The sequence below is a fragment of the Streptomyces sp. 2323.1 genome (assembly GCF_900221035.1).
Taxonomy (GTDB): Bacteria; Actinomycetota; Actinomycetes; order Streptomycetales; family Streptomycetaceae; genus Streptomyces; species Streptomyces sioyaensis.
In genome coordinates this window covers 2,802,783-2,828,117 of record NZ_LT907981.1, presented here as the reverse complement: position 1 = coordinate 2,828,117, position 25,335 = coordinate 2,802,783, and the positions used below count along the sequence as shown (strand labels likewise).

The 25,335-nt window shown below is 72.7% G+C and carries 27 protein-coding genes; 15 read left to right on the top strand and 12 right to left on the bottom strand.

Features of this window, described 5'->3' with window-relative positions:
* Window positions 1-8 precede the first annotated feature (8 nt).
* Together CPH93_RS11555 and CPH93_RS11550 are read left to right on the top strand one after the other, a co-directional pair.
* Window positions 9-614: a response regulator transcription factor gene (locus CPH93_RS11555; RefSeq protein ID WP_093485028.1), complete on the top strand. Its 606-nt coding sequence runs from the start codon at window positions 9-11 to the stop codon at window positions 612-614.
* Between the two features lie 305 nt (window positions 615-919).
* A complete protein-coding gene (locus tag CPH93_RS11550) occupies window positions 920-2,050 on the top strand; it encodes a PP2C family protein-serine/threonine phosphatase (protein ID WP_096212727.1) in 1,131 nt (376 codons plus the stop codon).
* On the opposite strand, the gene CPH93_RS11545 is transcribed toward CPH93_RS11550, so the two are convergent.
* Window positions 2,017-2,928 (bottom strand): transglutaminase-like domain-containing protein, encoded by a 912-nt coding sequence (locus tag CPH93_RS11545; protein WP_093485030.1) that lies wholly within the window; start codon window positions 2,926-2,928, stop codon window positions 2,017-2,019. The genes CPH93_RS11550 and CPH93_RS11545 overlap by 34 nt on opposite strands.
* A 14-nt stretch (window positions 2,929-2,942) precedes the next feature.
* On the bottom strand, window positions 2,943-3,971 hold the full coding sequence (locus CPH93_RS11540; RefSeq protein ID WP_096212725.1) for a GNAT family N-acetyltransferase: 1,029 nt from the start codon (window positions 3,969-3,971) through the stop codon (window positions 2,943-2,945).
* Window positions 3,972-4,111: 140 nt separating this feature from the next.
* On the opposite strand from CPH93_RS11540, the gene fdxA reads away from it, so the two are divergent.
* Both fdxA and dapC read left to right on the top strand, forming a co-directional pair.
* The gene (gene fdxA, locus CPH93_RS11535) at window positions 4,112-4,432 is read left to right on the top strand and encodes a ferredoxin (RefSeq protein WP_006603298.1); all 321 of its coding nucleotides are present in this window, start codon (window positions 4,112-4,114) and stop codon (window positions 4,430-4,432) included.
* 147 nt (window positions 4,433-4,579) lie between these two features.
* Window positions 4,580-5,713: a succinyldiaminopimelate transaminase gene (gene dapC / locus CPH93_RS11530; RefSeq protein ID WP_096212723.1), complete on the top strand. Its 1,134-nt coding sequence runs from the start codon at window positions 4,580-4,582 to the stop codon at window positions 5,711-5,713.
* A gap of 84 nt (window positions 5,714-5,797) precedes the next feature.
* On the opposite strand, the gene CPH93_RS11525 is transcribed toward dapC, so the two are convergent.
* Window positions 5,798-6,262, bottom strand: a complete 465-nt coding sequence (locus CPH93_RS11525) for an ATP-binding protein (RefSeq protein WP_231977271.1) — start codon at window positions 6,260-6,262, stop codon at window positions 5,798-5,800.
* Window positions 6,263-6,564: 302 nt separating this feature from the next.
* The gene (locus tag CPH93_RS11520; protein WP_093485034.1) at window positions 6,565-7,491 is read right to left on the bottom strand and encodes a heavy metal transporter; all 927 of its coding nucleotides are present in this window, start codon (window positions 7,489-7,491) and stop codon (window positions 6,565-6,567) included.
* Window positions 7,492-7,531: 40 nt separating this feature from the next.
* Between CPH93_RS11520 and dapE the strand changes: the two genes are divergently transcribed.
* Both dapE and CPH93_RS11510 read left to right on the top strand, forming a co-directional pair.
* A complete protein-coding gene (gene dapE, locus CPH93_RS11515) occupies window positions 7,532-8,623 on the top strand; it encodes a succinyl-diaminopimelate desuccinylase (protein WP_093485035.1) in 1,092 nt (363 codons plus the stop codon).
* Window positions 8,624-8,735: 112 nt separating this feature from the next.
* On the top strand, window positions 8,736-9,485 hold the full coding sequence (locus tag CPH93_RS11510; protein WP_006603293.1) for a TIGR00730 family Rossman fold protein: 750 nt from the start codon (window positions 8,736-8,738) through the stop codon (window positions 9,483-9,485).
* Between the two features lie 254 nt (window positions 9,486-9,739).
* On the opposite strand, the gene folP is transcribed toward CPH93_RS11510, so the two are convergent.
* Window positions 9,740-10,639, bottom strand: coding sequence for a dihydropteroate synthase (gene folP, locus CPH93_RS11505; RefSeq protein ID WP_093485037.1), 900 nt, complete (start codon window positions 10,637-10,639; stop codon window positions 9,740-9,742).
* 92 nt (window positions 10,640-10,731) lie between these two features.
* Between folP and CPH93_RS11500 the strand changes: the two genes are divergently transcribed.
* Window positions 10,732-11,172, top strand: a complete 441-nt coding sequence (locus CPH93_RS11500; RefSeq protein WP_096212722.1) for a DivIVA domain-containing protein — start codon at window positions 10,732-10,734, stop codon at window positions 11,170-11,172.
* Entirely contained in the window at window positions 11,169-11,774 is a 606-nt protein-coding gene (locus CPH93_RS11495; RefSeq protein ID WP_093485039.1) for a DNA-3-methyladenine glycosylase I, read from the top strand. Before CPH93_RS11500 ends, CPH93_RS11495 begins: the two co-directional genes overlap by 4 nt.
* A 150-nt stretch (window positions 11,775-11,924) precedes the next feature.
* Here CPH93_RS11495 and CPH93_RS11490 read toward each other — a convergent pair whose 3' ends face one another.
* On the bottom strand, window positions 11,925-12,725 hold the full coding sequence (locus tag CPH93_RS11490; RefSeq protein WP_096212720.1) for an enoyl-CoA hydratase/isomerase family protein: 801 nt from the start codon (window positions 12,723-12,725) through the stop codon (window positions 11,925-11,927).
* 323 nt (window positions 12,726-13,048) lie between these two features.
* Here CPH93_RS11490 and CPH93_RS11485 point away from each other — a divergent pair, with 323 nt between their 5' ends.
* Entirely contained in the window at window positions 13,049-13,216 is a 168-nt protein-coding gene (locus CPH93_RS11485) for a DUF3117 domain-containing protein (RefSeq protein ID WP_006603288.1), read from the top strand.
* Between the two features lie 136 nt (window positions 13,217-13,352).
* Here CPH93_RS11485 and CPH93_RS11480 read toward each other — a convergent pair whose 3' ends face one another.
* Window positions 13,353-13,982, bottom strand: coding sequence for an O-methyltransferase (locus CPH93_RS11480; protein ID WP_093485041.1), 630 nt, complete (start codon window positions 13,980-13,982; stop codon window positions 13,353-13,355).
* A 340-nt stretch (window positions 13,983-14,322) separates the two neighbouring features.
* On the opposite strand from CPH93_RS11480, the gene sigE reads away from it, so the two are divergent.
* The 5 genes from sigE (at window position 14,323) to CPH93_RS11455 (ending at window position 19,422) form a co-directional block, all read left to right on the top strand.
* Entirely contained in the window at window positions 14,323-15,012 is a 690-nt protein-coding gene (sigE, locus tag CPH93_RS11475) for an RNA polymerase sigma factor SigE (protein WP_006603286.1), read from the top strand.
* Window positions 15,009-15,950: an anti-sigma factor family protein gene (locus tag CPH93_RS11470; protein WP_096212719.1), complete on the top strand. Its 942-nt coding sequence runs from the start codon at window positions 15,009-15,011 to the stop codon at window positions 15,948-15,950. The genes sigE and CPH93_RS11470 overlap by 4 nt, the downstream gene beginning before the upstream one ends.
* Before the next feature lie 123 nt (window positions 15,951-16,073).
* Window positions 16,074-18,059 (top strand): trypsin-like peptidase domain-containing protein, encoded by a 1,986-nt coding sequence (locus tag CPH93_RS11465; RefSeq protein ID WP_096212717.1) that lies wholly within the window; start codon window positions 16,074-16,076, stop codon window positions 18,057-18,059.
* A gap of 115 nt (window positions 18,060-18,174) precedes the next feature.
* Window positions 18,175-18,660, top strand: a complete 486-nt coding sequence (locus CPH93_RS11460; RefSeq protein ID WP_093485044.1) for a sec-independent translocase — start codon at window positions 18,175-18,177, stop codon at window positions 18,658-18,660.
* 117 nt (window positions 18,661-18,777) lie between these two features.
* Window positions 18,778-19,422 (top strand): hypothetical protein, encoded by a 645-nt coding sequence (locus CPH93_RS11455; RefSeq protein WP_096212716.1) that lies wholly within the window; start codon window positions 18,778-18,780, stop codon window positions 19,420-19,422.
* Between the two features lie 101 nt (window positions 19,423-19,523).
* Here the strand turns inward: CPH93_RS11455 and CPH93_RS11450 are convergent, their stop codons facing one another.
* From CPH93_RS11450 to CPH93_RS11440, 3 genes are read right to left on the bottom strand one after another with little or no spacing between them, the layout of a single operon-like run.
* The gene (locus CPH93_RS11450; RefSeq protein WP_096212714.1) at window positions 19,524-20,684 is read right to left on the bottom strand and encodes an Mrp/NBP35 family ATP-binding protein; all 1,161 of its coding nucleotides are present in this window, start codon (window positions 20,682-20,684) and stop codon (window positions 19,524-19,526) included.
* A gap of 42 nt (window positions 20,685-20,726) precedes the next feature.
* Window positions 20,727-21,308 (bottom strand): DUF1003 domain-containing protein, encoded by a 582-nt coding sequence (locus CPH93_RS11445; RefSeq protein ID WP_093485047.1) that lies wholly within the window; start codon window positions 21,306-21,308, stop codon window positions 20,727-20,729.
* Complete coding sequence (locus tag CPH93_RS11440) at window positions 21,298-22,605, bottom strand: magnesium transporter MgtE N-terminal domain-containing protein (RefSeq protein ID WP_096212713.1); 1,308 nt, start codon at window positions 22,603-22,605, stop codon at window positions 21,298-21,300. The genes CPH93_RS11445 and CPH93_RS11440 overlap by 11 nt, the downstream gene beginning before the upstream one ends.
* Before the next feature lie 195 nt (window positions 22,606-22,800).
* On the opposite strand from CPH93_RS11440, the gene CPH93_RS11435 reads away from it, so the two are divergent.
* Window positions 22,801-23,571: a hypothetical protein gene (locus CPH93_RS11435; RefSeq protein WP_096212711.1), complete on the top strand. Its 771-nt coding sequence runs from the start codon at window positions 22,801-22,803 to the stop codon at window positions 23,569-23,571.
* Window positions 23,572-23,589: 18 nt separating this feature from the next.
* Here the strand turns inward: CPH93_RS11435 and CPH93_RS11430 are convergent, their stop codons facing one another.
* Window positions 23,590-24,129 carry a hypothetical protein gene (locus CPH93_RS11430; RefSeq protein ID WP_096212710.1) on the bottom strand — a complete coding sequence of 180 codons (540 nt, stop codon included), beginning with the start codon at window positions 24,127-24,129 and terminating at the stop codon, window positions 23,590-23,592.
* Window positions 24,130-24,198: 69 nt separating this feature from the next.
* On the bottom strand, window positions 24,199-25,311 hold the full coding sequence (locus tag CPH93_RS11425) for a magnesium and cobalt transport protein CorA (protein WP_093485051.1): 1,113 nt from the start codon (window positions 25,309-25,311) through the stop codon (window positions 24,199-24,201).
* Window positions 25,312-25,335 lie beyond the last annotated feature (24 nt).

The following is a 25,335-nucleotide window of genomic DNA, read 5'->3' as shown; positions in this document are numbered from 1 at the left end:
TGGCCCGCATGATCAGAGTGCTGCTGGCGGAGGACCAGTCGATGGTCCGCGAGGCGCTGGCCGCGCTGTTGTCGCTGGAGGCCGATCTCGACGTCGTCGCCCAGGCGGCCCGCGGGGACGAGGTGGTCCCGGCCGCACGGGACCACGCCGTGGACGTAGCGCTGCTGGACATCGAGATGCCCGGCCTCAGCGGACTGGACGCCGCCGCCGCGCTGCGCGACGCGCTGCCCGGCGTCAAGATCGTCATTCTGACCACCTTCGGCCGCCCCGGCTATCTGCGCCGCGCCATGGAGGCCGGCGCCGACGCCTTCCTCGTCAAGGACGCCCCGGCGGCCCGGCTCGCCGACGCGGTGCGGTGCGTTCTGCGCGGTGAGCGGGTCATCGACCCGGTGCTGGCGGCGGCCGCGCTCGCCGACGGCGCCAGCCCGCTGACCGAGCGGGAGCGGGAGGTCCTGGGGGCCGCCGCCGACGGCTCCACCAACGCCGAGATCGCCCACGCCCTCCATCTCTCCCAGGGCACGGTCCGCAACTACCTCTCCCTCGCCATCCAGAAGACCGCCGCCCGCAACCGCGCCGAGGCGGTCCGCACGGCCCGCGACAAGGGCTGGCTCTAGGGTGTGTCGTTTGGATCATGGCGGGCTCGCGGGGTCTGGCACGCACTCCCCCACGCCTGAACGGCGCGGGGGGACCCCCATCGCCCCGCGTCGACTCCCTCCTCCGCCTTGCGATCGCGCTCGGCATCCGGTGGCTCTTGTGGAGCCGAGACGGAGAGAGCGCAGCGAACGAAGTGCACCAGACCCCGCTCCCTGATCCGCCCTGATCCAAACGACACACCCTAGGCGTGGTGCCCCGTCGGATCCCGGAGGACCGGCGCCGCCGTCCCGGTGCGCTGCCGGGCGGCATATCGCAGGCTTGAAGGGTGAAGGCTGACGACCGAGGCACGGACAGCGGCCGCTGGACGCCGGTGTTCCTGATCATCGTGATCGTCGTCGTCGCCGTGCTGGATGCGACGACCGGCCCGGAGCTGCACATCTCGGCCTTCGTGGGCTTCGTCCCGCTGTACGCCGCGCTGCGGTGTTCGTTCCGCCGGACGCTGGTGGTCTCCGCCGTCTTCGTCGTGTGCCTGACCTATGTCGACATCTTCACCGTGCCCGACTGGATTCCGGCCACCCGGGTGGTGGGCGTCTTCGGCTCCTTCCTGGTGGCCGCGTTCTCCCTGGTGCTGTGCCGCATCCGGCTCCAGCGCGAGGCGCTGCACGCCCGGACGTCCCTGGTGGCCGACACGGTGCAGCGGGCGGTGCTGCGCGAGCTGCCGCTGCGGGCAGGCCCGGCCGAGGTGTACGGCTTCTATGTCTCCGCCCAGGAGGGGGCCCGGGTCGGCGGCGACATCTACGAGGCCATCGACACCCCGCACGGGCTGCGGCTGATGATCGGCGACGTCCAGGGCAAGGGCATGCCGGCCATCGGCGCGGGCATCGACGTGCTGGCGTCGTTCCGCGAGGCCGCGCAGTACCAGGACTCACTGGAGTCGGTGGCCGGGCGGATGGAGCAGGCGCTGGCCCGCTACAACGCCCGCTCGGCCGAGCCGGGCACCGAAGGGCGCTTCGTCACCGCGCTGCTGATGGAGGTGCGCAGCATGCCCGGCCGGTCGCAGGGCCACGTGCTGTCCTGCGGCCACATCCCGTACTACCTGGTGCGCGACGGCCAGGTCCACGAGCGCCGCGACGGTGAGGGCGGCCTGCCCCTCGGCCTGGGCGCGCTCAGCGCGGAGCCCCTGCACAGCGTGCGGATCCACCCCGCGCCCGACGACTGGATCGTGCTGTGCACGGACGGGGTGACCGAGGCGCGCTGCACGGACGGCGAGTTCTACCCGCTGGCCGAGCGGCTGGCCGGGTGGACGCATCTGGAGCCGGCCGAACTGGCCCGTACGCTCCGCGCCGACCTGGAAACCTTCACCGACGGCGACCTCAAGGACGATGCCACGGTGCTGGTCGTCCGCCGCACCCCCGCCGCCGCTCAGTTGAGCATGGCGCGCGCCGCCGCGGCCTGACGCCGGATCGCCTTCGCCCCGGCGGGCTCGACCGGCTCCACCACCCGCGCGTACTCCTCCAGCTCGGCCGCGCCCGCGAGGAAGGCACCGCGCTCGACGAGCAGTTGGGCCCGCTCCAGGCGCAGCCGCGCCGGATGGCTCGGCAGCAGCAGCGACAGCTCCAGCGCCCACAGCTGCACCGCGCTGTGCTCGGGCCGCGCCCGTGCCCAGGCCCGGATGTTGTTGAGCACCCGCAGCACGATCTCCAGGGGGTCGGCGGGCGCCGTCATCCGCCGGCTCAGCCGCTCGCCGGTCGCGCCCGCGACCAGCAGCTCGGTGTCCTCCTCGGTCAGCAGCCGGCCGCCGCCGAACGGATCGGCCAGCACATGCGCGCCCAGGGGGTCGCCGAAGCCGACGACGAAATGGCCGGGCAGCGCCACCCCGTACACGGGGGCGCCGGCCCGCCGGGCGACCTCCATCCACACCACCGACAGCAGGATCGGCAGGCCGCGGCGCCGCCGCAGCACCTCGTGCAGCAGCGAGGACTCCAGCCGCCGGTAGTCGGCGGGCGAGCCACCGAAGCCGTACCGGGTGCCGAGCAGTTCGGCGAGGTGACGGGCCCAGGCGGCGGGACCGCTGTCGGAGGGGGTGCGCGCGGCGCTGTCGGGCGGGGCGGTGGCCGGGCGGCGGTCGGGCGCGTACGGGAGCAGTCCGGCCAGCCGGTCCAGTTCGATCTGCGCCGCGTCGAGGCCCGCCTCGTCCAGCGCGGGATCGGCCTCGGCGCAGATCAGCAGGCACAGCAGCGCCAGATCGGGCCGCTCGGCGCGCGCGGCCTCGGCGAACTGCTGACGGCGTGCCGCGCGGGCGTCGTCCGCTTCGTGCCCGGGTTCCTGAGGCATGGGGGGCACACCCTTCAGCGCCGGGCGTCCGGCAGGGGCCGCCGGTAGTGATAGCCGTGGTGGTCGGTGAAGCCGAGCCGGTCGTAGAACCCGAGGGCGTCGTTGTTGTCCGCCTCGACCTGCAGATACGCCGCCGAGGCGCCCTCCGCGAGGGCCCGTTCGGCGAGCGCCGCCATCACCAGGGTGGCCAGCCCCTGCCGCCGCGCGTCCGGGGCCACCTCGACCGCCGCGAACCCCGCCCAGCGCCCGTCGACCGCCAGCCGTCCGATCGCCGCGGTCCGGCCGTCCGCGCCGTGCACCGTCGCGCACCACACCGAGGGCCCGCCGGTCAGCACCTTCCAGGCGTCCTCGCCGACCTCCTGGCCCCCGCCGCCCCCGCCGGTCCGGTTGTACAGGGCCAGCCAGTCCGCGTCCGGCTCCCGGGACAGCGCGACCCGTGAGGTGTCCGCCCCGGTGTCGGCGAGTGGCGCCAGCGCCGCGATCCGGACCGTGGTGTGTGCCTCGTCGGCCCAGCCGCGCTCCGCCAGCCGCGCGGCCAGCTCGGCGTCGGTGTCCGCCCGGCCGGTGGCGACCGCGATCACCGGCGGCAGCCCCCGGGCGCCGTACCACCGGCCGATGTGCTCCAGCGCCGCCTCCAGCGGGAGGCCGGGGTCGCCGAGGGGCAGTACGGAATTGGCGCGGCGGGTGAAGCCCCCCGAAGCACGCAGCGTCCACTGGCCGAGACGCTCCGTCTCGACGGCGGGCCAGCCGCGGGCCGCGACCTCCTGGAGCTCCCGGGGGGTGGCCGCCGGGACCTTCCGGCGGGCCGGGGCGGCGGGCACCACCTTGGCCGCCACCAGCGAGGACTCCTCGACCCGGACGCACTCGCCGGTGCGCCGTGTGATGCTCAGCACACCTTCGTCCCAGGATGTGAGAATGCCGACCGCGTCCGTGAACGCCTCCGGCCCCTCCCCGCCCCCGGTCAGGCGCCGGACGGATACCCTTTTGCCCACGTCAGCGCGGGTGATGCGAACCTCCCCGCGGCCACCGGCCAGGAATTCCATCGCTCAAACCGCCCCTCTTGTTCGTCTCGCGCCCGGGAACGGAGATACTAGATGGCGGGCATCGACGACGCCGCGCTCCCGCGCGCCCAGCGGCGGTACTGCCAATCGGTCCGCCGGCCCTACCGAGGAGGAACGACAGCGTGACCTACGTCATCGCGCAGCCTTGTGTCGACGTCAAGGACAAGGCGTGCATCGAGGAGTGCCCGGTCGACTGCATCTACGAGGGCCAGCGGTCCTTGTACATCCACCCGGACGAATGCGTCGACTGTGGCGCCTGTGAGCCGGTGTGCCCGGTCGAGGCGATCTTCTACGAGGACGACACTCCCGAGGAGTGGAAGGACTACTACAAGGCGAATGTGGAGTTCTTCGACGAGCTCGGCTCGCCCGGTGGCGCCAGCAAGCTCGGCCTGATCGAGCGTGACCACTCCTTCATCGCGGCGCTGCCGCCGCAGAACCAGTAACGACCCCAGGGCCAAGGGGGAGCCACCGCTCCCTCTTGCTTCCCGGGTCTCGCGGTCGCACGGCGCCGCTCGGTCCCGTACGGCCCGTTCCGTACGGGACCGACGCATGTCTGCCGCGGCCCCCGCACCATCCAGAAAGAGAGCACCGTGGGCGCAGCCTCCTCTTCCCAGTCCGTCTCCCCCCGCGCGTCGCTCCGCGACCGCCTGCCCGTGTTCCCCTGGGACCGGCTGGAGCCGTACAAGGCCACCGCTGCCGCGCACGCCGACGGCATCGTCGACCTGTCCGTCGGCACCCCGGTCGACCCGGTCCCCGCTGTCGTGCAGCAGGCGCTGACCGCGGCGGCCGACAGCCCGGGCTACCCGACGGTGTGGGGCACGGCCGCGCTGCGGGACGCCCTCACCGGCTGGGCCGCCGACCGCCTCGGCGCCCGGGGCCTGGACCACACCCATGTGCTGCCGGTCGTCGGCTCCAAGGAGCTGGTGGCCTGGCTGCCGACCCAGCTGGGCCTGGGCCCCGGCGACAAGGTCGGCTACCCGCGCCTGGCCTACCCGACGTACGAGGTCGGCGCCCGCCTGGCCGGCGCCGAGCCGGTCGTCTACGACGACCCCTGGGACCTGGACCCCAGCGGCCTCAAGCTGCTCTGGCTGAACTCGCCGTCCAACCCCACCGGCCGGGTGCTCGGCGCCGACGAGCTGCGCCGCACCGTCGCCTGGGCGCGCGAGCACGGTGTGCTGGTCTTCAGCGACGAGTGCTACCTCGAACTGGGCTGGGAGGCCGACCCGGTCTCCGTGCTGCACCCGGACGTCTGCGGCGGCTCACACGAGGGCCTGGTCGCCGTGCACTCGCTGTCCAAGCGCTCCAACCTCGCCGGCTACCGCTCCGCCTTCCTCGTCGGCGACCCCGCGGTCCTCGGCGACCTGCTGCAGCTCCGCAAGCACGGCGGCATGATGATCGCGGCCCCGGTCCAGGCCGCCACCGTCGCCGCGCTGGGCGACACCGCCCATGTCGCCGAGCAGCGCGAGCGCTACGCCCGCCGCCGGGCCGCGCTGCGTGGGGCCTTCGAGGCCGCGGGCTTCCGCATCGAGCACAGCGAGGCCTCGCTCTACCTCTGGGCGACCCGCGACGAGCCCTGCTGGGACACCGTCGCCGCGCTCGCCGAACACGGCATCCTCGTCGCCCCCGGCGAGTTCTACGGCACCGCGGGGGAGCGCTTCGTACGGATCGCCTTCACCGCGACCGACGAGCGGGTGGACGCCGCGGTGCGCCGCCTGTCGAAGTGAGCCGTCGCCGCGCATGACCACGCGCAGGGGCCCGGGGAGCGTCAACTCCCCGGGCCCCTGCGCGTCGCGCGGGCGGGCGGCCGGTCAGCGGCCGCCGAGCGGCAGACCGCCGAGCAGGCCCTGGGCGGGAGCGAGCAGGCCGTGGGACGAGCCGACCAGAGCCTTGGCCGCGTCGAGCGGCAGCGAGCTGGTGGAGATGCCGTGCTTGGCGACCGGGCGGACCAGGGACTCGGCCTTGTCCGCGGCGCCCTGGGTGAGCGGCATGGCCTTCTTCACGGCCGGGCCGGCGGTCTCGACGAGCGCCGGGGCGAGCTTCGTCGCTGCTTTGCTGCCGGCCGCGTTGAGCAGGCCGACGCCGTCGTGTGCGGTGCGGTCGAGGGTGGCGCTGGTGTTCTTGGAGTCCAGGGGCGCCGTCAGTCCGCCCAGGTCGGGTGTCTTGGCGGGCAGTTCCACGGCGCTCGCGGAACCGGCCGCAGCGACCACGGGAGCGGCACCCGCTGCAACGAGCAGGGCGGCTCGGGCGATCCGACGCGTAACGGGGAGGGACATGGTGCTCCTTTTACGGAGAAGGACTCGGACTTCTGACAGATGTGCCATGTCCGCCGGGCGGACGCACTGACTACCGCTTCAGAACCCCGAAGGTTGCGGTGAACTAAGGTAAAGAGTTGGTAACGCGTCACATAATCGGCCCTGGCTAAAGACGGGCAATATGTGCGCAGCCGCGGGTGTCGCGGAAACGTCACGGCCCTTTACGCACAAGACAATTGACGGAACCCGGGAAAGGTGCGTCCTCAACTGCCGCCACAGGAAAGGGAATTGCTGTGGGTGCCCCTTTCGGGGGACCCGGCAAACTATTGCGCGGTGACGATACGAACGTCGTGTGCGGTCGCCGGGGAAGCGGCCTGCTTCGGCTGCCAGCCCTTCCCGGAATCGGCCGCGCGCCACGTCCGGCCGGCGTAAGAGATCTGTTCGATGCGCAGCTCGGCGGAGTGCGCCATGGCCCACGTCGCCAGCTCCCAGCCGCGCCGCGGGGCCTCGCCCGCCGCCGGACCGGACTGCCGTACCGGTATCGTCACCCCGCGCCCGCCGCCCGTCGCATGGCCGGCGGAAGCGCCCGCCCCCGGGAGCACCTGCGGGCCGAACTCCCGCACCAGCTTCTCCCGCACCTTTGCGGCGCCGCCCGCCTGCGCATTCACCGGTCCGCTCTCGGTGCAGGTCATCGCGTCCTGATAGCGGCCCGTGAGGGCCCCGGTCAGCCGCGCGGCATTCGCCTCGTGCTTGGCGTACGCCTGCGGAAAACCGCTGCGCTGCACCTTCTGGGCGGCGACGGTCAGCGGCAGCCGGGAGTACCCGGGCACCTTCGCCAGATGCCGGTAGAACTCCCCGGCCGAATACACCGGGTCCATGATCTGCTGCACGGTTCCCCAGTCCTGCGAGGGCCGTTGCTGGAAGAGCCCGACCGAATCCCGGTCACCGAAGTCGATGTTGCGCAGCCCCGACTCCTGCATCGCGGTCGCCAGCGCGATGGTCACCGCCCGCTCCGGCAGCCCGCGCGAGGACGCCACGGCCGAGATCGTCGCGGCGTTCGCGGCCTGCTCCGGGGAGAGCTCGTACTCCTTGGAGCCGTCCTCGGCCCGCACCGTGCAGTGCGGCGCCCCCGGGCCACCGGTGACGTACTGCACGACGAGATAGCCGGCCAGTCCGAGGAGTACGGCGACGGCCGCGACGGTACGCCACAAGCGGGCACGGGAGACGGAGGATGAGGGCTGGGCGGACACGGGCCCACCGTACTGGAGTGCTCCGGATAGGGTCGGATCCATGGAGCACTCCGGACACCACCCCGCCCTCGACCTGTCGCTCGACGCCGCCGCGCTCACCGCGCAGCTGGTGGATTTCCCCTCCGAGAGCGGAAACGAGAAGGACCTGGCCGACGCCGTCGAGCACGCCCTGCGCGCGCTGCCGCACCTGACCGTCGACCGGTACGGCAACAACATCGTGGCCCGTACCCACCTCGGCCGCGACGAGCGGGTGGTGCTCGCCGGACACCTCGACACCGTGCCGATCGCCGGCAACGTCCCCTCCCGGCTCGACGAGCACGGCGTCCTGTGGGGCTGCGGCACCAGCGACATGAAGTCCGGCGTCGCCGTCCAGCTGCGGACGGCCGCCACGGTCCCGGAGCCCAACCGCGACCTGACCTTCGTCTTCTACGACAACGAAGAGGTCGCCGCCCACCTCAACGGCCTCGGCCATGTCGCCGACGCCCACCCCGACTGGCTCGCCGGTGACTTCGCCGTCCTCCTGGAGTCCTCCGACGGCGAGGTGGAGGGCGGCTGCCAGGGCACCCTGCGGGTCCTGCTGCGCACCACCGGTGAGCGCGCCCACTCCGCCCGCGGCTGGATGGGCGCCAACGCGATTCACGCCGCCGCCCCGATCCTGGCCAAGCTCGCCGCGTACGAGCCGCGCCGCCCGGTCATCGACGGCCTCGAATACCGCGAGGGCCTCAACGCCGTCCGCATCGAGGGCGGGGTCGCCAACAACGTCATTCCGGACGCCTGCACGGTCACCGTCAACTTCCGCTACGCCCCGGACCGCACTCCCGACGAGGCGGTGGCCCATGTGCGGGAGGTCTTCGCGGACTGCCCGGTGGACGAGTTCGTCATCGACGACCACTCCCCGGGCGCGCTGCCCGGTTTGTCCCACCCGGCGGCCAAGGCGTTCATGGAGGCCGTCGGCGGCAGTGCGCGGCCCAAGTTCGGCTGGACCGACGTGTCCCGTTTCAGCGCGCTGGGCGTCCCCGCCGTCAACTACGGCCCCGGCAACCCGCTGCTCGCGCACAAGAGGGACGAGCGGGTCGCCATCGAGCGCATCCTGCACTGTGAGGAGCGGCTGCGCGCCTGGCTGACCGCCTGACCTCGCCCGGCCCGGCCGCCGACGGTTCTCCTCCGCACCGAATTCCCCTGCTCTTCACGTCGGCGGATCTAGGCTGAAACGGCACACGTACTGCCAGCGGAGGGAGCACGACATGGCCAGTCCCGAGGGAGCACCGGTCCCCGAGGAGCAGCGGCTGGGCCCCGTACTGCGCCGCCAGGACCAGGTGCAGGCCGGCACCACCGACCAGCGGCTGCTGGACTCCGAAGGCCCTTCCGAGTGGGTGCACACCGACCCCTGGCGCGTGATGCGCATCCAGTCGGAGTTCGTCGAGGGCTTCGGCGCGCTGGCCGAGCTGGGCCCGGCCGTCAGCGTCTTCGGCTCGGCCCGCACCCCGCGGGACGCCAAGGAGTACGACGCCGGCGTACGGCTGGGGCGGGCCCTGGTGGAGGCCGGGTTCGCGGTGATCACCGGGGGCGGCCCCGGCGCCATGGAGGCCGCCAACAAGGGCGCCAACGAGGCCGGTGGCACCTCCGTCGGGCTGGGCATCGAGCTGCCCTTCGAGCAGGGCATGAACGACTATGTGAACCTCGGCGTCGACTTCCGGTACTTCTTCGTGCGCAAAACGTGTTTCGTGAAGTACGCCCGCGGGTTCGTGGTGCTCCCCGGAGGGCTCGGCACCCTCGACGAGCTCTTCGAGGCGCTCACCCTCGTCCAGACCCGTAAGGTCACCCGCTTCCCGATCGTGCTGTTCGGCACGGCGTACTGGAGCGGGCTGGTCGACTGGCTGCGCGACACCCTCATCGCCGAGGGCAAGGCGTCGATGCACGATCTGGAGCTCTTCCACCTCAGCGACGACGTGGACGAGGCGGTCGCGCTGGTGACCAAGGAGGTCGGGATCTAGTAATCGGGCCGCACGGGGTGCCGCCGTCTACTGGTGACGCCTGGGGATGCCGCTGCCCACTGGTGACGCCTGGGAATGCCGCCGTCCACTGGTGACGCCCGGGATGCCGCCGCCGACTGGCGACGCCGGGAATGCCGCCGTCCCCCAGCGTGTTATGGCCCCGCAGGGGGCGCAGGCATCCCCTACGGCATCTGTTCGCACGAGCCCTAAGGGGCGCCGCCCTCAAGAGGCGCCGTCCTCAAGGGGCGCCAACGTCAGGCCAGGCCCCGGCGGGCGACCGCCGGGGGCCGGTGGCCGGCGATCGAAGCCACCATGTCCAGCACCTGGCGGGTCTCGGCGACCTCGTGGACGCGGTAGACCTGAGCGCCCAGCCAGGCGGAGACGGCGGTGGTCGCCAGGGTGCCGAGCACCCGCTCCTTGACCGGCCGGTCGAGCGTCTCGCCGACGAAGTCCTTGTTGGACAGCGACACCAGCACCGGCAAGGGGGTGTCCCCCGCGCGAGCGAAGCCGAGAGCCCGGGGAACGGCCGTGGCCATTTCGCCCAGCCGCCGGGTCGCCTCCAGGCTGTGCCGGGTGTTCTTGCCGAAGTCGTGCCCCGGATCGATCAGGATCGCGTCCCGCCGGACGCCCAACTCCACGGCCCGCTCGGCCAGTCCGAGCGTCACCCGCAGGATGTCGGCCATCACGTCGTCGTACGTCACCCGGTGCGGGCGGGTACGCGGCTCGACGCCGCCCGCGTGGGTGCAGACCAGGCCGACGTCATAGCGCGCCGCGACCTCGGCGAGCCGCGGGTCGACGCCGCCCCAGGCATCGTTGAGCAGATCCGCGCCGGCCTCGCAGACCGCCTCGCCGACCTCGTGCCGCCAGGTGTCGACGCTGATCACCACATCGGGGAAGCGCTTGCGGACCTCGGCCACGAACCCGACCGTGCGGCGGGCCTCCTCCTCGGCGGTGACCTCCTCGCCGGGACCGGCCTTGACGCCGCCGATGTCGATGATCGCGGCGCCGTCGGCCACGGCCTGCTCCACGCGGGCCAGCGCGGGCTCGTCACGGAACGTGGCGCCCTGATCGTAGAACGAGTCCGGCGTCCGGTTGACGATCGCCATGATCACCGGCTCGTGCGCCCCGAACTCGCGATTCCCCAGCCGCAGCATTCCCGCACTCCCTCTCCGTGGTCCGGGAGCGACCCTAACTGTCACACCCGCATGGCACGATCAGTGCAGGCACATAGTCCGGGGAGTTGGTCGTGTTCTGGTTCTTGCTGATCGCGATGGTCGTGGTGGTGGCCGCGGTCACGCTCGTGGTCGTCGGCGGTGGTGACGGCGGCGGGCTGCGGGATTCCGAGCCGGACCGGCTGCATGACCCGCTGCCGGGGGACCGCCCGCTGGGTCGCGCCGATGTGGAGGCCGTCCGGCTTCCGGTGACCGTCCGTGGTTACCGCATGAACGACGTCGACGACGTCCTGGACCGCCTCGGCGCCGAGCTGGCCGAGCGCGACGCCCGGATCGCCGAGCTGGAGGCGGCGCTCGCCGGAGCGCACGCCTCCGCGATGGGCGGCCCGGGGCTCATACAGGACGGCCCGCCCGTGCTGGGGCCGGTGCAGGAGCGGGGAGAGGGCTCCGACGGCCGGACGTCCGCGGACGGGCCCGACGCCCCCGCGTCCCCGGAAGGCGAGGACCGGGCATGAGTGGGGTGGTGCGCGAACCGGACGGCATTCCGCGCTGCCCGTGGGGCATGGAGTCGCCGCAGATGGCCGACTACCGCGCCTACCACGACACCGAATGGGGCCTGCCGGTCCATGGGGACGACGCCCTCTTCGAGCGGATGAGCCTGGAGGCGTTCCAGTCCGGGCTCTCGTGGATCACGATCCTGCGGCGCCGCCCCGGCTTCCGCGCCGCGTTCGCCGGCTTCCGCATCCCGGAGGTCGCGCGGTTCACGGACGCGGACGCCGAGCGGCTGCTCGCCGACCCCGGCATCATCCGCAACCGCGCCAAGATCGCCGCGACGATAGGCAACGCCAAGATCGCCGCCGGGCTGGCCCCCGGTGAACTCGACGACCTGATCTGGTCCTACGCCCCCGACCGGACCGGCCGGCCGGTGCCGCGCACCGTCGACGAGGTGCTGCCGGTGACCCCGGAGTCGACGGCGCTCGCCAAGGACCTCAAGAAGCGCGGCTTCCGCTTCGTCGGCCCGACCACCGCGTACGCGATGATGCAGGCGTGCGGCCTGGTCAACGACCATCTTGCGGAGTGCCATGTCCGCCGGGCTGTGGACGCGGCGGCCGGCTGACCCGGGCCGGGCGGGCGGCACCGGGCGGGCAGCGGGAGCCGGGACGGCCGGCGGTGGCCGCTCACGGGGCAGCCCGGAGGTGGCCGGTCACCCAGCAGTCGGGCGGCGGCCGATCACCCGGCAGCCCAGCGCCGGCCGTCAGCGCCGGACTCAGCGCCCCAGGAAGACCGGCTTCTCCTTCTTCACGAAGGCCTCGACCGCGATCTGATGGTCCTCCGACGCCCCGGCGCGGCCCTGCAGCTCGTCCTCCTTGCCGAGCGTCTCGGCGAGCGAGTGCCCCGCCCCGTAGGCCAGCGATTCCTTGATCGCCGCATAGGCGGCGGTCGGGCCCTGGGCCAGCCGGCGGGCGACGGCCGCGGCCTGGTCGGCCAGCTCCCCGGCCGGCACCACCTTGGTCGCGATGCCCAGGTCGTACGCCTCCTGGGCGCTGATGTTGCGGGGGAAGAGCAGCAGATCGGCGGCTCGGCCATGCCCGATCAGCCGGGGCAGCGTCCAGGACATCCCGGAGTCGGCGGTCAGCGCGACGCCCGCGAAGGAGGTGTTGAAGGACGCGGAGTCGGCGACCACGCGGTAGTCGGCCGCCATCGCAAAGCCCGCACCGGCGCCCGCGGCGACCCCGTTCACGCCTGCGACCACGGGCTTGGGCATCCCGGCCAGCGCCGTCACGATCGGGTTGTAGTGCTCACGCACGGTGTTCATGGTGGCGCCGGAACCGGTGGCCCGGTCCTCGGCCAGCAGGCCGATGTGCTCCTTGAGGTCCTGCCCGACGCAGAAGGCGCGCCCGGTGGCGGTCAGCAGAACGGCCCGTACGGCCGGATCGGTGGCGGCCTCCTTCAGGGTGTCCCGCAGCAGGACCTTCGCCTCGATGTTCAGCGCGTTCATCGCGTCGGGGCGGTTGAGCGTGATCGTCGCCAGCCCGTCGGTCACGTCGTAGAGCACGGTGTCGGCCATAGTGGGAGTCCCCTCCGTCGCGGCTCGGACTGCTCGGCAGCGGCAGTCAGCGCTCAGGATGCCGGAGATCATCGGGCCCCGGCATGTGACGTACGTCAAAGATTGCGGGCGCGTCGGAGGACGGCGGTCGGCGGAGTATTGCAGCCCCCTCCCCGAATTGAGGGGGTTTGCGGGAGCACCTTGCCGAAGGGAAGCTGCCCGATGTTGGTCATCGGGTCGTTCGATGCGGGATAATGGCCTGGAAGCAATGTGTTCGATGCCGGTGACACGTGCCTATTCGGGCCGTCGGCTGAGATGAGCTGGTTTCAGGAAGGGGAACGAGCATGGCGGCCATGAAGCCGCGGACGGGCGACGGCCCGCTCGAGGTGACCAAGGAGGGGCGGGGCATCGTCATGCGCGTTCCGCTCGAAGGCGGCGGGCGGCTCGTCGTCGAGCTGACCCCCGACGAAGCCAAGGCCCTGGGTGAGGCCCTGGACAAGGTCACCGTCTGACAAGGGCGGCGCAACCGGCGGTTTCCCGGGGCTGACCCCGGTATCCCCAGCCGAATTACCCCGGCCCCGGCATGCGGCGCGCACATCCTGCGCGCCGCATGCCGGGGCCGTTTCGTACCCGGCGCGCCGGGGCGGGTCAGCTGCGTTTGACCGCGCAGAGCAGTCCGTCGCCGACCGGCAGCAGGGCCGGTACCAGTGCCGTGCTCTCCCGTACGGCCCGCAGCAGCTCCCGCAGCCGCAGCACCTCCGCGGGCTGCACCGCCGAGTCGACCGTACGGCCGTCCGCGAAGACGCCCTCGAAGCAGACCAGGCCGCCGGGGCGCAGCAGACGCAACGATTCAGCGAGGTACTCCAAGCACTCCATCAGGTCGCCGTCGCAGAAGACCAAGTCGTAGCCGCCGTCCGCGAGGCGGGGCAGGACGTCCAGGGCGCGGCCGGGGATGAAGCGGGCGCGGTTGCCGGCGAAGCCCGCGGCGCGGAACGCCTGCTTGGCGAACGCCTGCCGCTCGGGTTCGAGGTCCACGGTGGTCAGCACCCCGTCGGGCCGCATGCCGTGCAGGAGATGGACGCCCGACACGCCCGTGCCGGTGCCGATCTCGGCGACGGCCTTGGCGTCCGCGGCGGCGGCGAGCAGGCGCAGGGCCGCGCCGGTGCCGTTGGTCACCGTACGGATGCCGGCCTCCTGCGCACGGTCACGTGCCCAGCTCAGGGCGGCCTCGGCGTTGTCGTCGATGGTCCCGGCGCCGTACGCCTCGGCGAATGCCAAGCTCGTCTGCCGGTTGCCGGTAATGGCCCTCTCCTGTCCCCGTAGTTGACGCAACCGTGACTGTATCCGCTGGACGCGGGAACTCGCAGATGGGACCGGGCGTTGAGGAGGGGTGGAAGGGTGACGGGGGGACGCACCGGTGAAGACCGCGCGAGACACGCAGCAAGACCAGAAGCAGGACCAAATGCAGGTCAAAACTGCTTATCCGGAGCTAACGGGCGAGGTGGATATGGTAGGGGCTCTACTGGACACCACCAGAGCCACCAGGGGAGGTGCGGCTGCGACGGGTGACCGTCGAGTGCTGAGGCGCTTGAAAAGGTCGTTCGCCGAGCCGAAATCCGTGACCAACACCGCTGACCGTTTCCTCCCCCACTCTCGACTTCGCTCGAGTGGGGGGACCGCCGACTCCGCAACGACCGCGACCTTTGCCGCAGACGCGGATGCCCAGGCGTGGACTCCGCCCAGCTGGGAGGAGATCGTCAGCACCCACAGCGCACGGGTCTACCGCCTCGCCTACCGCCTCACCGGCAATCAGCACGACGCCGAGGACCTCACCCAGGAAGTGTTCGTCCGCGTCTTCCGCTCCCTGTCGACGTACACCCCCGGCACGTTCGAGGGCTGGCTGCACCGCATCACGACCAACCTCTTCCTGGACATGGTCCGGCGCCGTCAGCGTATCCGCTTCGATGCGCTCGGTGACGACGCCGCGGAGCGCCTCCCCAGCCGGGAGCCCTCCCCGCAGCAGCACTTCAACGACACCCACTTCGACGCCGATGTGCAGCATGCGCTGGACACCCTCGCGCCCGAGTTCCGGGCCGCCGTGGTGCTGTGCGACATCGAGGGGCTGTCGTACGAGGAGATCGCCGCGACGCTCGGCGTCAAGCTCGGTACGGTCCGCAGCCGGATCCACCGTGGCCGCTCGCATCTGCGCAAGTCCCTCAAGCACCGCGCCCCGGCCACCCGCGCCGAAGAGCGCGAGCAGCGGCGGTCGCTGGCCGTGGTGCCCACGGGGGAGGTCGGAATCGCGTGAGCGGCAGCGGCGGTCCGTCCCCCGCCGAGGCGCACCTCGGCGACCGCCTCGCGGCCCTGGTCGACGGCGAGTTGGGGCATGACGCGCGCGAGCGGGTGCTCGCGCATCTTGCGACCTGCGGCAAGTGCAAGGCGGAGGCCGACGCTCAGCGTCGGCTGAAGACTGTCTTCGCCCAGACCGCGCCTCCCGGCCCGTCCGAGGGCCTGCTGGCGCGCCTGCAGCAGTTGCCCGGCGGTGACCCGGACGGTCCCGGCAGCCGGCTCGGCAACGGCAGCTTCGGACGGGGCGACTTCGCCCGGGACAGCGGCGCGTTCTCCTATGTCGCCTCCCCGGGCCACGGCCATGCCCTGGCCGGCATCGCCCCCCAGCCCCGTGCCCGCGGCATCCGTGTCCACGAGGCCGAACGGCCCGGTCAGCGGCGCCGGTTCGCCTTCGCGGCGGCCGGTGCGGTCTCCCTCGCGGCCATTGCGCTGGGCGGCGCCCTCCCGCTGGAGGCGGCCGCCGATCTGCCCGGCGGACGCGCCGACGGCAGCGGCAGCACCGTCACCCCGCTCAGCGTCAGCCCCGCGGCCGACAGCGATGTGCTGTTCCGCGGTGACCCCTTCCCCGCCGGCCCTTCCCGGGTGGACGGCCGGCCGTCGTCCGGCGGTCCGACCCTGGCCCCGGCCCCCAGCGCCATGACCCTGTACGGCCCCGGTGCGGCGCCCCCCACCCCGTCGTACTCCGCGCCGGCCGGCGGATTCGGGCTGTCGCCGCTGATAGCCGCGACCGGTCCGGTCACGGCGTACGACTTCCCGCCCCTGACGCCGGCCACCGGCGGACCTCCCGTGCGGAAGAACCCGCCCCCGCTCTCACCCCTGGAGCCCATGCGCCCGCTGAGCGGCCCCGCCGCCACGGCCGGCCCGCCCGTACATGGCTCAACCCCCGCCCAGCGTTGACCGTCCCCTGCGCAGCCCCGCGCGGAACTGGTTGAATCCCTCTGGGCGGCGCACCCCTGAGCGGGCGTATGCCGCGAGGTGGTGGTGGCCCGCGCAGGACCGCGGGCGAATTCTGGGGAGAGCATGGACGACGGTAAGGCCGCCGGGCCGAAGCTGAAGTGGTGGAGCCGCCCGGGAGGCACCGCGCGCACGGAACCCTCGGCCGAGGCCGGTCCGGCGGCGGGGGCACCGGCCGAGGCGTCCGGCACATCCGAGGCGCAGGGCACGGAGGACTGGCTCATGCGTCCGCCGGAGCCGCGCAACGGCATGGCGGAGCGTGAAGTTCCGGAGCCGTCCGAGGGTGAGGTTTCAGCCGAAAGGGCCACGGAAAACGCCGAGTTGGCCACGGTTCCGGGCGGCACGGGCGCGGACGCCACGGCTCAGGACGCCACCGGGGCCCGCGGAGACGGGACGGCCGGTGCGCGCCGGGAGCCGTCGACCGTGACGCTCGGCAAGGTGGCCGAGGGAGCGCGGGACGGGGCGACGGCCGGTCCGCGGCCGGCGGACCCGGACGGTACGACGACGACCGCGGCGACGGCTCCGGCCTCCGCCGAGGCCTCGCCCCTCGCGTCGGTGACGGCCGGCGGCCCGGCCGCGGCGCCACGGCGGCAGCGGCCGCTGCACGACGAGGACCCCTACGGCACCCCTCCCTACGGCGGCCCCGGCCCGTGGGCGCCCGCGCCGCCCGTACAGCGGCCGGTGGCGACACCCGCACACGGCACCGCGGTCCCGCCGGCCACCGGGCCGCACGACACCGCCCCCCAGCCGTCCGCCCCCCAGCCGAACGCCCCGCACCCCGCCTCCCTGGACCCCGCCGGACCGCAGCCGCTCTCGGCCGCGCCCGGCGACCCCGCAGCGCCCCCGGCCGCGGGCCACCCCGCCGCACCGCACGGCGCCTGGCAGCAGTACGACCCCTGGAGCGCGCCGCTGCAGGGCGGACCCGTCGCCCCGCCGCCTGCCCGCCGCCGAGGGCCGGTGGTCGCCGCCGCGGTGGCGCTCGCGCTGCTCGCGGGCGGCATCGGCGGCGGCGTCGGCGCCTACGTCGAGCGCTACGGCGGGATCAACGACATCCGGCTGCCGCAGGCCGGCGGGGACGAGGGCGGCCGCAAGCCCGACAGCGTCGCCGGGATCGCGCAGGCCGCGCTGCCCGGCGTGGTCACGATCCATGTCCGGGGCAGCGCCGAACAGGGCACCGGCACCGGCTTCGTCCTCGACCACCAGGGGCACATCCTCACCAACAACCACGTCGTCGAACCGGCCGCCACCGGCGGCGAGATCTCGGTGACCTTCAGCGGCGGCCAGACGGCCAAGGCCCGGGTCGTCGGCCGGGACGGCGGCTACGACCTCGCGGTCGTCCAGGTGGAGGGCGTGACGGGGCTGCGGCCGCTGCCCCTCGGCAACTCCGACGCGGTGCGGGTCGGCGACCCCGTGGTGGCGATCGGCGCCCCGTTCGACCTCGCCAACACCGTCACCTCCGGGATCATCAGCGCCAAGCAGCGCCCGATCACCGCGGGCGGCCAGAAGGGCGACGGCAGCGATGTGTCGTACGTGGACGCGCTGCAGACCGACGCCCCCATCAACCCGGGCAACTCCGGCGGCCCGCTGGTCGACACCAGGGCGCGGGTGATCGGCATCAACAGCGCCATCCGCGCGGCCGACAGCGGCGGCGGCCTGGAAGGCGGAGCCCAGGGCGGCAGCATAGGGCTGGGCTTCGCCATACCGATCAACCAGGCCAAGCGGGTGGCCGAGGAGCTGATCAACACCGGGAAGGCGACCCACCCGGTGATCGGCGTGACGCTGGAGATGGAGTACGCCGGTGACGGGGCGCGGGTCAGCGAGCACAGCAAGGACGGCAAGCAGCCGGTCGCCCCGGGCGGCCCCGGTGCCAAGGCCGGGATCAAGGCCGGCGATGTGATCACCGAGGTGGACGGCGCCCCCGTGCACAGCGGCCAGGAGCTGATCGTCAAGATCCGCAGCCACCGGCCGGGCGACACCCTCGCGCTGACCCTCCAAAGGGGCGGCAAGGAACGGTCCGTTCGGCTCAGTCTGGGTTCTTCCAGCACCGGCTGATCGTTTGCATGGTGTTGGTGCGGGCGACTCCCGTCTGACGTACGGGGCCAGGTACGGTGAGAGGCGGCCTGGCCCAAAGGCCTACGAAGGCCGCGGATACCCAAGGAGCTGCACGGTGTTCTTCGACATAGGACCCCTCGAGCTGGTCGCGCTCGTGATCCTTGCCGTGCTCATCTTCGGTCCGGACAAGCTCCCCAAGGTCATCCAGGACGTCATGACCTTCATCCGCAAAGTGCGGGCGTTCTCCGACAGCGCCAAGGAGGACATCCGCAGCGAGCTGGGGCCGGAGTTCAAGGACTTCGAGTTCGAGGACCTCAAGCCCAAGAACTTCGTACGCAAGCACGTCCTGGAGAAGGACGAGTACGGCCTCAAGGACCTTCAGGAGATCCGTAACGGCTTCGACCTGAAGAAGGAGATGGCAGAGGTCACCGACGCCGTCAACGGCCACGACGGCGCGTCGTCCGCCACGCCCTCGAACGGCTCAGGTCCGAGCCTGTCCAAGGGGTCCCCGGCCGCCTCCGCCGGCACCCCTGACCTGCGAAAGAAGCCTCAGGAGCCGGAGCCCGGCGAGCGTCCGCCGTTCGACGCGGACGCCACCTGACCACATGATATGACCGGCTGTGTTGACGCCTATGGCTATGCTCCGGTTGTCCGGGGTTCGGTCGCCTGAGGGGGGCGGGCCGCCCACGACGCAGGGCAACTAGGAGGCTTCGCGCAGATGGAGACGACGAGTCCGTCAGCGACACACGAGGCGGCCGCCGAAGCCGGCCGGAAGGTCGACGGCTATCTGCTGGCCGCATTCCCGTGGTACGGCCTCGACGAGGCGTTCACCGGTCCGCGCTGGCTGATGCGGGTCGGGGCGGCCGCCGACGGCACCGTCGAGCACGGCGCCACGGGGCACGGCGAGGAGCCGACCATCAAGGTGGAGCCGCCGCAGGACGAGCGGTTCGCGGTGGTGGTGACGGTCGCCAGCCGCCCCGTACGGCGCAGCGGCGACGGCACCGGCGTACTGGAGGCGACCTCGGTCTCGACGGCCGCCTGGCTCGCGGGCTCCGGGCTGCTCGCCCAGACCTGGCCGACCCAGATGGACCGGTCGCTGCGCCAGGACTGGCTGGACCAGCAGACGATGCTCGCCTGGGAGCTGGCCGACGACCTCGGCGGCGGGAGCTGGAGCGAGCTGATGCTGCCGGTGGACGGCGTGCCCACCTCGTTCGCCTATCGCGAGTCCGAGTACGGCTGGGTGCTGGCGGGTTCGGCGAACGAGGGCCCCGAGGGGGTGCACATCGGCGCCTACGGGCGCGGGATGAGCGCCTACGGGCTGGGTTTCTCGGTGATCAAGGACCTCACCACGTACGCGGACTGAACGGAAACGAGCACGAAGGGGCGGACCCGTACGGGCCCGCCCCTTCGTCGTGCTCGGGAGCCGGCGTGGACGGTCGCCCGTCCCGCAGCGGCCCGCGGCCGTCAGAACTTGTTGCGCGGAGTGATCCCCAGCGACATGCCGGACAGGCCCCGCTGCCGGCCGCCCAGCTTGCCGGCGATCGACCGGATCGCCGACCCGGCGGGGGAGTCGGGGTCGGTCAGCACGACCGGCTTGCCCTCGTCGCCGCCCTCGCGCAGCCGGACGTCGATCGGGATGGCGCCGAGCACCGGCACCTGCGTGCCGGTCGTCCTCGTCAGGCCCTCGGCGACCCGCTCGCCGCCGCCGGTGCCGAAGACATCGACCATCTCGTCGCAGTGCGGGCAGGGCAGCCCGGACATGTTCTCCACGACGCCGACGATCTTCTGGTGGGTCTGCACGGCGATCGAACCGGCCCGCTCGGCGACCTCGGCGGCGGCCTGCTGCGGGGTGGTGACCACCAGGATCTCGGCGTTCGGCACCAGCTGCGCCACCGAAATGGCGATGTCGCCGGTGCCCGGGGGCAGGTCCAGGAGGAGGACGTCCAGGTCGCCCCAGTAGACGTCGGCGAGGAACTGCTGGAGGGCGCGGTGCAGCATCGGGCCGCGCCAGACGACCGGGGCGTTGCCCGGGGTGAACATGCCGATCGAGATGACCTTCACGCCGTTCGCCGACGGCGGCATGATCATGTTCTCGACCTGGGTGGGCTTGCCGTCGGCGCCCAGCATCCGCGGCACGGAGTGGCCGTAGATGTCGGCGTCCACGACACCGACCTTCAGCCCGTCGGCCGCCATCGCCGCGGCGAGGTTGACCGTCACCGACGACTTGCCGACGCCGCCCTTGCCGGAGGCGACCGCGTACACCCGGGTCAGCGAACCGGGCTGGGCGAACGGGACCTCGCGCTCGGCGGTGCCGCCGCGCAGCGACGACGCCAGCTCCTTGCGCTGCTCGTCGCTCATCACGTCCAGCTCGACGGCGACGGAGGTGACGCCCTCGACCCGCTCGACGGCCTCGCTCACCGTGCGGGTGATCGTCTCGCGCATCGGGCAGCCGGAGACGGTGAGGTAGACCACGACCGCCACCGCGCCGTCGGCCGCGATGTCCACCGATTTGACCATCCCCAGCTCGGTGATGGGGCGGTGGATCTCGGGGTCGTTCACCGTCGCGAGCGCTTCGCGGATCGCGTCCTCGCTCGGGGTGGCGCCTGGGGGCGTGTCGGTAGCCATGACCCGATGGTACGGCTCATGAGGGGGCCTCCGGTAAGGCCGTCAGCGGTCGCGTTCATCACTCTGTGCGCCGGCCGGCTGCCGCTGTTCCAGATCCCGTTGCAGGTCCTGGAGCTCGGAGCGCAGCCAGTCGCGGGTGGCGACCTCGCCCAGGCCGAGCCGCAGCGCCGCGATCTCCCGTGTCAGGTACTCGGTGTCGGCGATGGAGCGCTCGTTCTGCTTGCGGTCCTGCTCGTGGGTGACCCGGTCGCGGTCGTCCTGGCGGTTCTGGGCCAGCAGGATCAGCGGCGCCGCGTACGAGGCCTGCAGCGACAGCGCCAGGGTCAGGAAGATGAACGGGTACCGGTCGAAGCGCAGCGGGCCGGGCACGGTGGTGTTCCAGATGACCCACAGGATGATGGTGAAGGTCATCCAGACGATGAAGCGGCCGGTCCCCAGGAAGCGGGCGATCTTCTCCGAGAGCCGTCCGAACGCCTCCGGGTCGTACTCCGGCAGGAACGTACGGCGTGGGGCGCGCGGCTGGTCGAGACGCACCCGGGGCCGGTCGGTGGCGCCCCGGCGCAGCGCCGAGGCGCCGTTCGCGCGCGACCGTTCCCTGCCGCCGTCCCGCTCCTCAGCGCCCATTCGCGGCCTTCCCCAGGCTCCCGCCGCCGGTCAGACCGGCCGCCGCGGGGCCGTGCAGCCCGTCCTCGCGCCAGTCGTCCGGCAGCAGATGGTCCAGCACGTCGTCGACGGTGACCGCGCCCAGCAGGGCCCCGCTCTCGTCCACGACCGGTGCGGCGACCATGTTGTACGCGGCCAGATAGCTGGTCACCTCCGGCAGCGGGGTGTCCGGCGGCAGGGCCGGCAGATCGGTGTCGGCGATCGAGCTGACGAGGGTGAACGGCGGGTCGCGCAGCAGCCGTTGGAAGTGCACCAGCCCCAGGTACTTGCCGGTGGGGGTCTCGTCGGGCGGCCGGCAGACGTAGACCTGGGCGGCCAGCGCGGGGGACAGGTCCGGGTCGCGCACCCGGGCCAGCGCGTCCGCGACGGTCGCGTCCGGGCGCAGCACGATCGGGTCGGTGGTCATCAGCCCGCCCGCGGTCCGCTCCTCGTACGCCATCAGCCGCCGCACGTCCGCGGCCTCCTCCGGCCGCATCAGCGCCAGCAGCCGCTCCTTCTCCTCCTCCGGCAGCTCGGAGAGCAGGTCGGCGGCGTCGTCGGGGTCCATCGCCTCCAGGACGTCGGCGGCCCGCTCGTCCTTCAGCTTGCCGAGGATCTCGACCTGGTCGTCCTCCGGCAGCTCCTCCAGGACGTCGGCGAGCCGGTCGTCGTCGAGCGCGGCGGCGACCTCGGCCCGCCGCTTGGGGGAGAGGTGGTGCAGTACGCCCGCCAGGTCGGCCGGGCGCAGCTGCTCGAAGGTGGCCAGCAGGCTCTCCGCGCCCTGTCCGTGCTCCTCCAGCGAGAACCCGGTCACCGCCGACCACTCCACGGTCAGCGCCTCCCCCTTGCGGCGCAGCGCCCGGCCCTTGCCCTTGCGGACGAAGACCTTCTCGATCTCCCAGTCGCGCCGTGCGGGCAGCTGGGTGATGCCGACGTCCAGGACGGTGACCTCCTCGCCGGTCTCCACCAGCCGTACCCGCCGGTCGAGCAGCTCGCCCAGGACCAGCGTCTCGGACGTGCGCTGCTCGAAGCGCCGCATGTTGACCACGCCGGTGATCACGATCTGGCCGGAGTCCACACCGCTCACCCGGGTCATCGGCACGAAGATCCGGCGTCGGCTGATCACCTCGACGACCACGCCGAGCAGCCGCGGCGGGCGCTGGCCGACCCGGAGCAGCGCGACGAGGTCCCGCAGCCGGCCGACCTGGTCGCCGTTGGGGTCGAAGACGGGGGTGCCGGCGAGATGGGAGACGAAGACCCGGGGAGTCACGACTGCCATGCCGAGCGCCGCCCTTTCTCCCGTTAGGTCCGGAATACGGCATCAATCCGGGTTCAGGCTAACGCGCCCCGGTCGGCGCCGCCCCGGGGGAAGAGGCCGTAGGGTGACCGCCCCGCACCCGCCGACGACCCTGCGTGTCCCAGGTACGCTGCCGTACTGCTGTCGAGATCACCCGCATCAGGAGGCAGAGCCGACGTGAGCGCAATCCCCCCGGGCGCCGGCCCCCGTTCCCCCTCCGGAACCCGTCGTACGGGACGGGCGGCGCTGGTGGCGGCGGTCTGCGCGGCACTGGCCGCGGCGCTGACGGGCTGCGGCGGCGGCGAGGACCCGGACGCGGGCACCAACGGCCTGGGAAAGCTGCCCCCCACGAAGATCGAATCCAAGGCGCGGGCCGCGGCCCGGCGCGCCGGGACGGTGCACCTCTCCGGCAACGTCGTCAGCCAGGGCCGCACCTACAAGCTCGACATGAGCCTGGCCAAGGACGGCGCCAAGGGGGCGCTGACCACGAAGGCGGCGGCCTTCCAGCTGCTGCGGGTCGGCGATGCGCTCTACCTGAAGGCCGACGCGTCCTTCTGGGCCGGTGAGAAGGGCGGCGCCTCGGGCGGGGCGGCGAGCAAGCTCGACGGCAAGTACGTCAAGGTGCCCGCCGCGGACCCGGTCTACAAGCGCTTCAGCGGCTTCACCGACAAGGACACGCTGCTCGCCGGTCTGCTCGGGCTGCACGGCAAGCTGACGGCCGGTGACCGCAGCGACGTCGACGGGGTCCGCACCATCCGGCTGGCTGCCTCAGGCGGTGCGGGCGGCACCCTGGACGTCTCGCTGGACGGGACCCCCTACCCGCTGCGGCTGCAGCGCGCGGGCGGGGCGGGCGTGCTCCGGCTCGACGACTGGGGCAAGCGCGTGGACCTGAAGGCCCCGGCCGGTGGCCAGGTCGTGGACTACGGCAGCAAGATCGGCAAGGGCTGAGGGGGCGGGCGCCGGGCGTCAGCCCTTGCGTCCCCGCCGCAGCAGCTTCGGCAGCGCGGCCGGGACGGGCCGCCGGGTGATCGCGGGCGTGGCCCGCGGCGGCACGGCGTGCGAGTCCTCGGGCATTCGACCGGGGCGCTGCCCGGCCTCGCCGGTCGGCTCCAGGCGCAGCACCCGGCACTCCCGGGCCCAGCGCTCGGTGAGGGTGTCCGCGTCCGGAGCGTTGAGCCGCTTGCCCTTGAGCTCGTCGACCGCGGCCCGCCAGGCCTCGCTCTCCGGCGCCGGCTCGACGACCCGGGCCTGCCAGACGATCAGCCGGCCGCCCTTGTCCTTGCTGCGGACGGTCACCGTCGCCGTACCGCCGTCGGTGAGCCCGAGGCCGGCCAGCGGCTGTTCGCCGGGCCCGTCCCCGACGATGCAGGCGGCGCCGTCGAGCCACAGATGCCACAGCGCCCGGGCCGGGCCCGCGCTTCCCCGCACCCAGATGAGGCCGGACTTCTTCGTGGCCTCTTCGATGAGCGCCCGATCCTGCAGGGCCTGCGACACGGTCTCCGTCATACGAGCCAGCCTAATGGCCCCGTCCGGGGCGGCCCGGAGCCGCCCGGACGCTGAGATCCGCGGACCGGGTCACAGCCACCCGTTGCGCTTGAACCCGCGGCGGATGCCGAAACAGATGGCGACCGTCGCCAGCAGCACGGCCGGGTAGCCGAACTTCCAGTGCAGCTCGGGCATGTAGTCGAAGTTCATGCCGTAGATCCCGGCGATCATCGTCGGGACGGCGAAGATCGCCGCCCATGCCGTGATCTTGCGCATGTCCTCGTTCTGCGCGACGGCCGCCTGCGCGAGATTGGCCTGCAGGATGGAGTTGAGCAGATCGTCGAAGGACAGCACCTGCTCGTTGACCCGCGCCAGGTGGTCGGCGACGTCCCGGAAGTACTTCTGGATGTCGGAGTCGACCAGCCGCATCGGCCGCTCGCTCAGCAGCTGCATCGGCCGCAGCAGCGGCGACACCGCGCGCTTGAACTCCAGTACCTCACGCTTGAGTTGGTAGATCCGCCCGGCGTCGCCGCCCTTGGGGGAGCCTTTGCCGTTGGTGCCCGAGCTGAAGACGTCGATCTCCACCTCGTCGATGTCGTCCTGGACCGCGCCGGCCACCGCCATGTAGCCGTCGACGACCTGGTCGGCGATCGCGTGCAGCACCGCGGACGGCCCCTTGGCCAGCAGCTCCGGGTCGTCCTGCAGCCGGTGCCGCAGCGCGCGCAGCGAGCCCTGGCCGCCGTGCCGCACGGTCACGATGAAGTCCCGCCCGGTGAAGCACATCACCTCGCCGGTCTCCACGACCTCGCTGGTCGCGGTCAGCTCGGCGTGCTCGACGTAGTGCACCGTCTTGAAGACCGTGAACAGGGTCTCGTCGTAGCGCTCCAGCTTGGGCCGCTGGTGCGCGTGCACGGCGTCCTCGACGGCGAGCGGGTGCAGCCCGAACTCCTGGGCGATACCGGCGAATTCGGCCTCGGTCGGCTCGTGCAGCCCGATCCAGGCGAAGCCGCCCTCGGACCGTACCGACGCCATCGCCTCGGCAGGGGAGACGTGCTCACTCACCCGGCGGCCCTCGCGGTACACGCCGCAGTCCACGATGGCGCTGTTGGCGCAGTTCGTCGGGGACGCGGCGTAGGGGTACGGGGAGTCACCGCGGCGCCGGGCGGGGCGGACGGCGGCACGCAGGTCACGGATCATCGACATGGCAGGCTCCTTCACGGGCCGGCC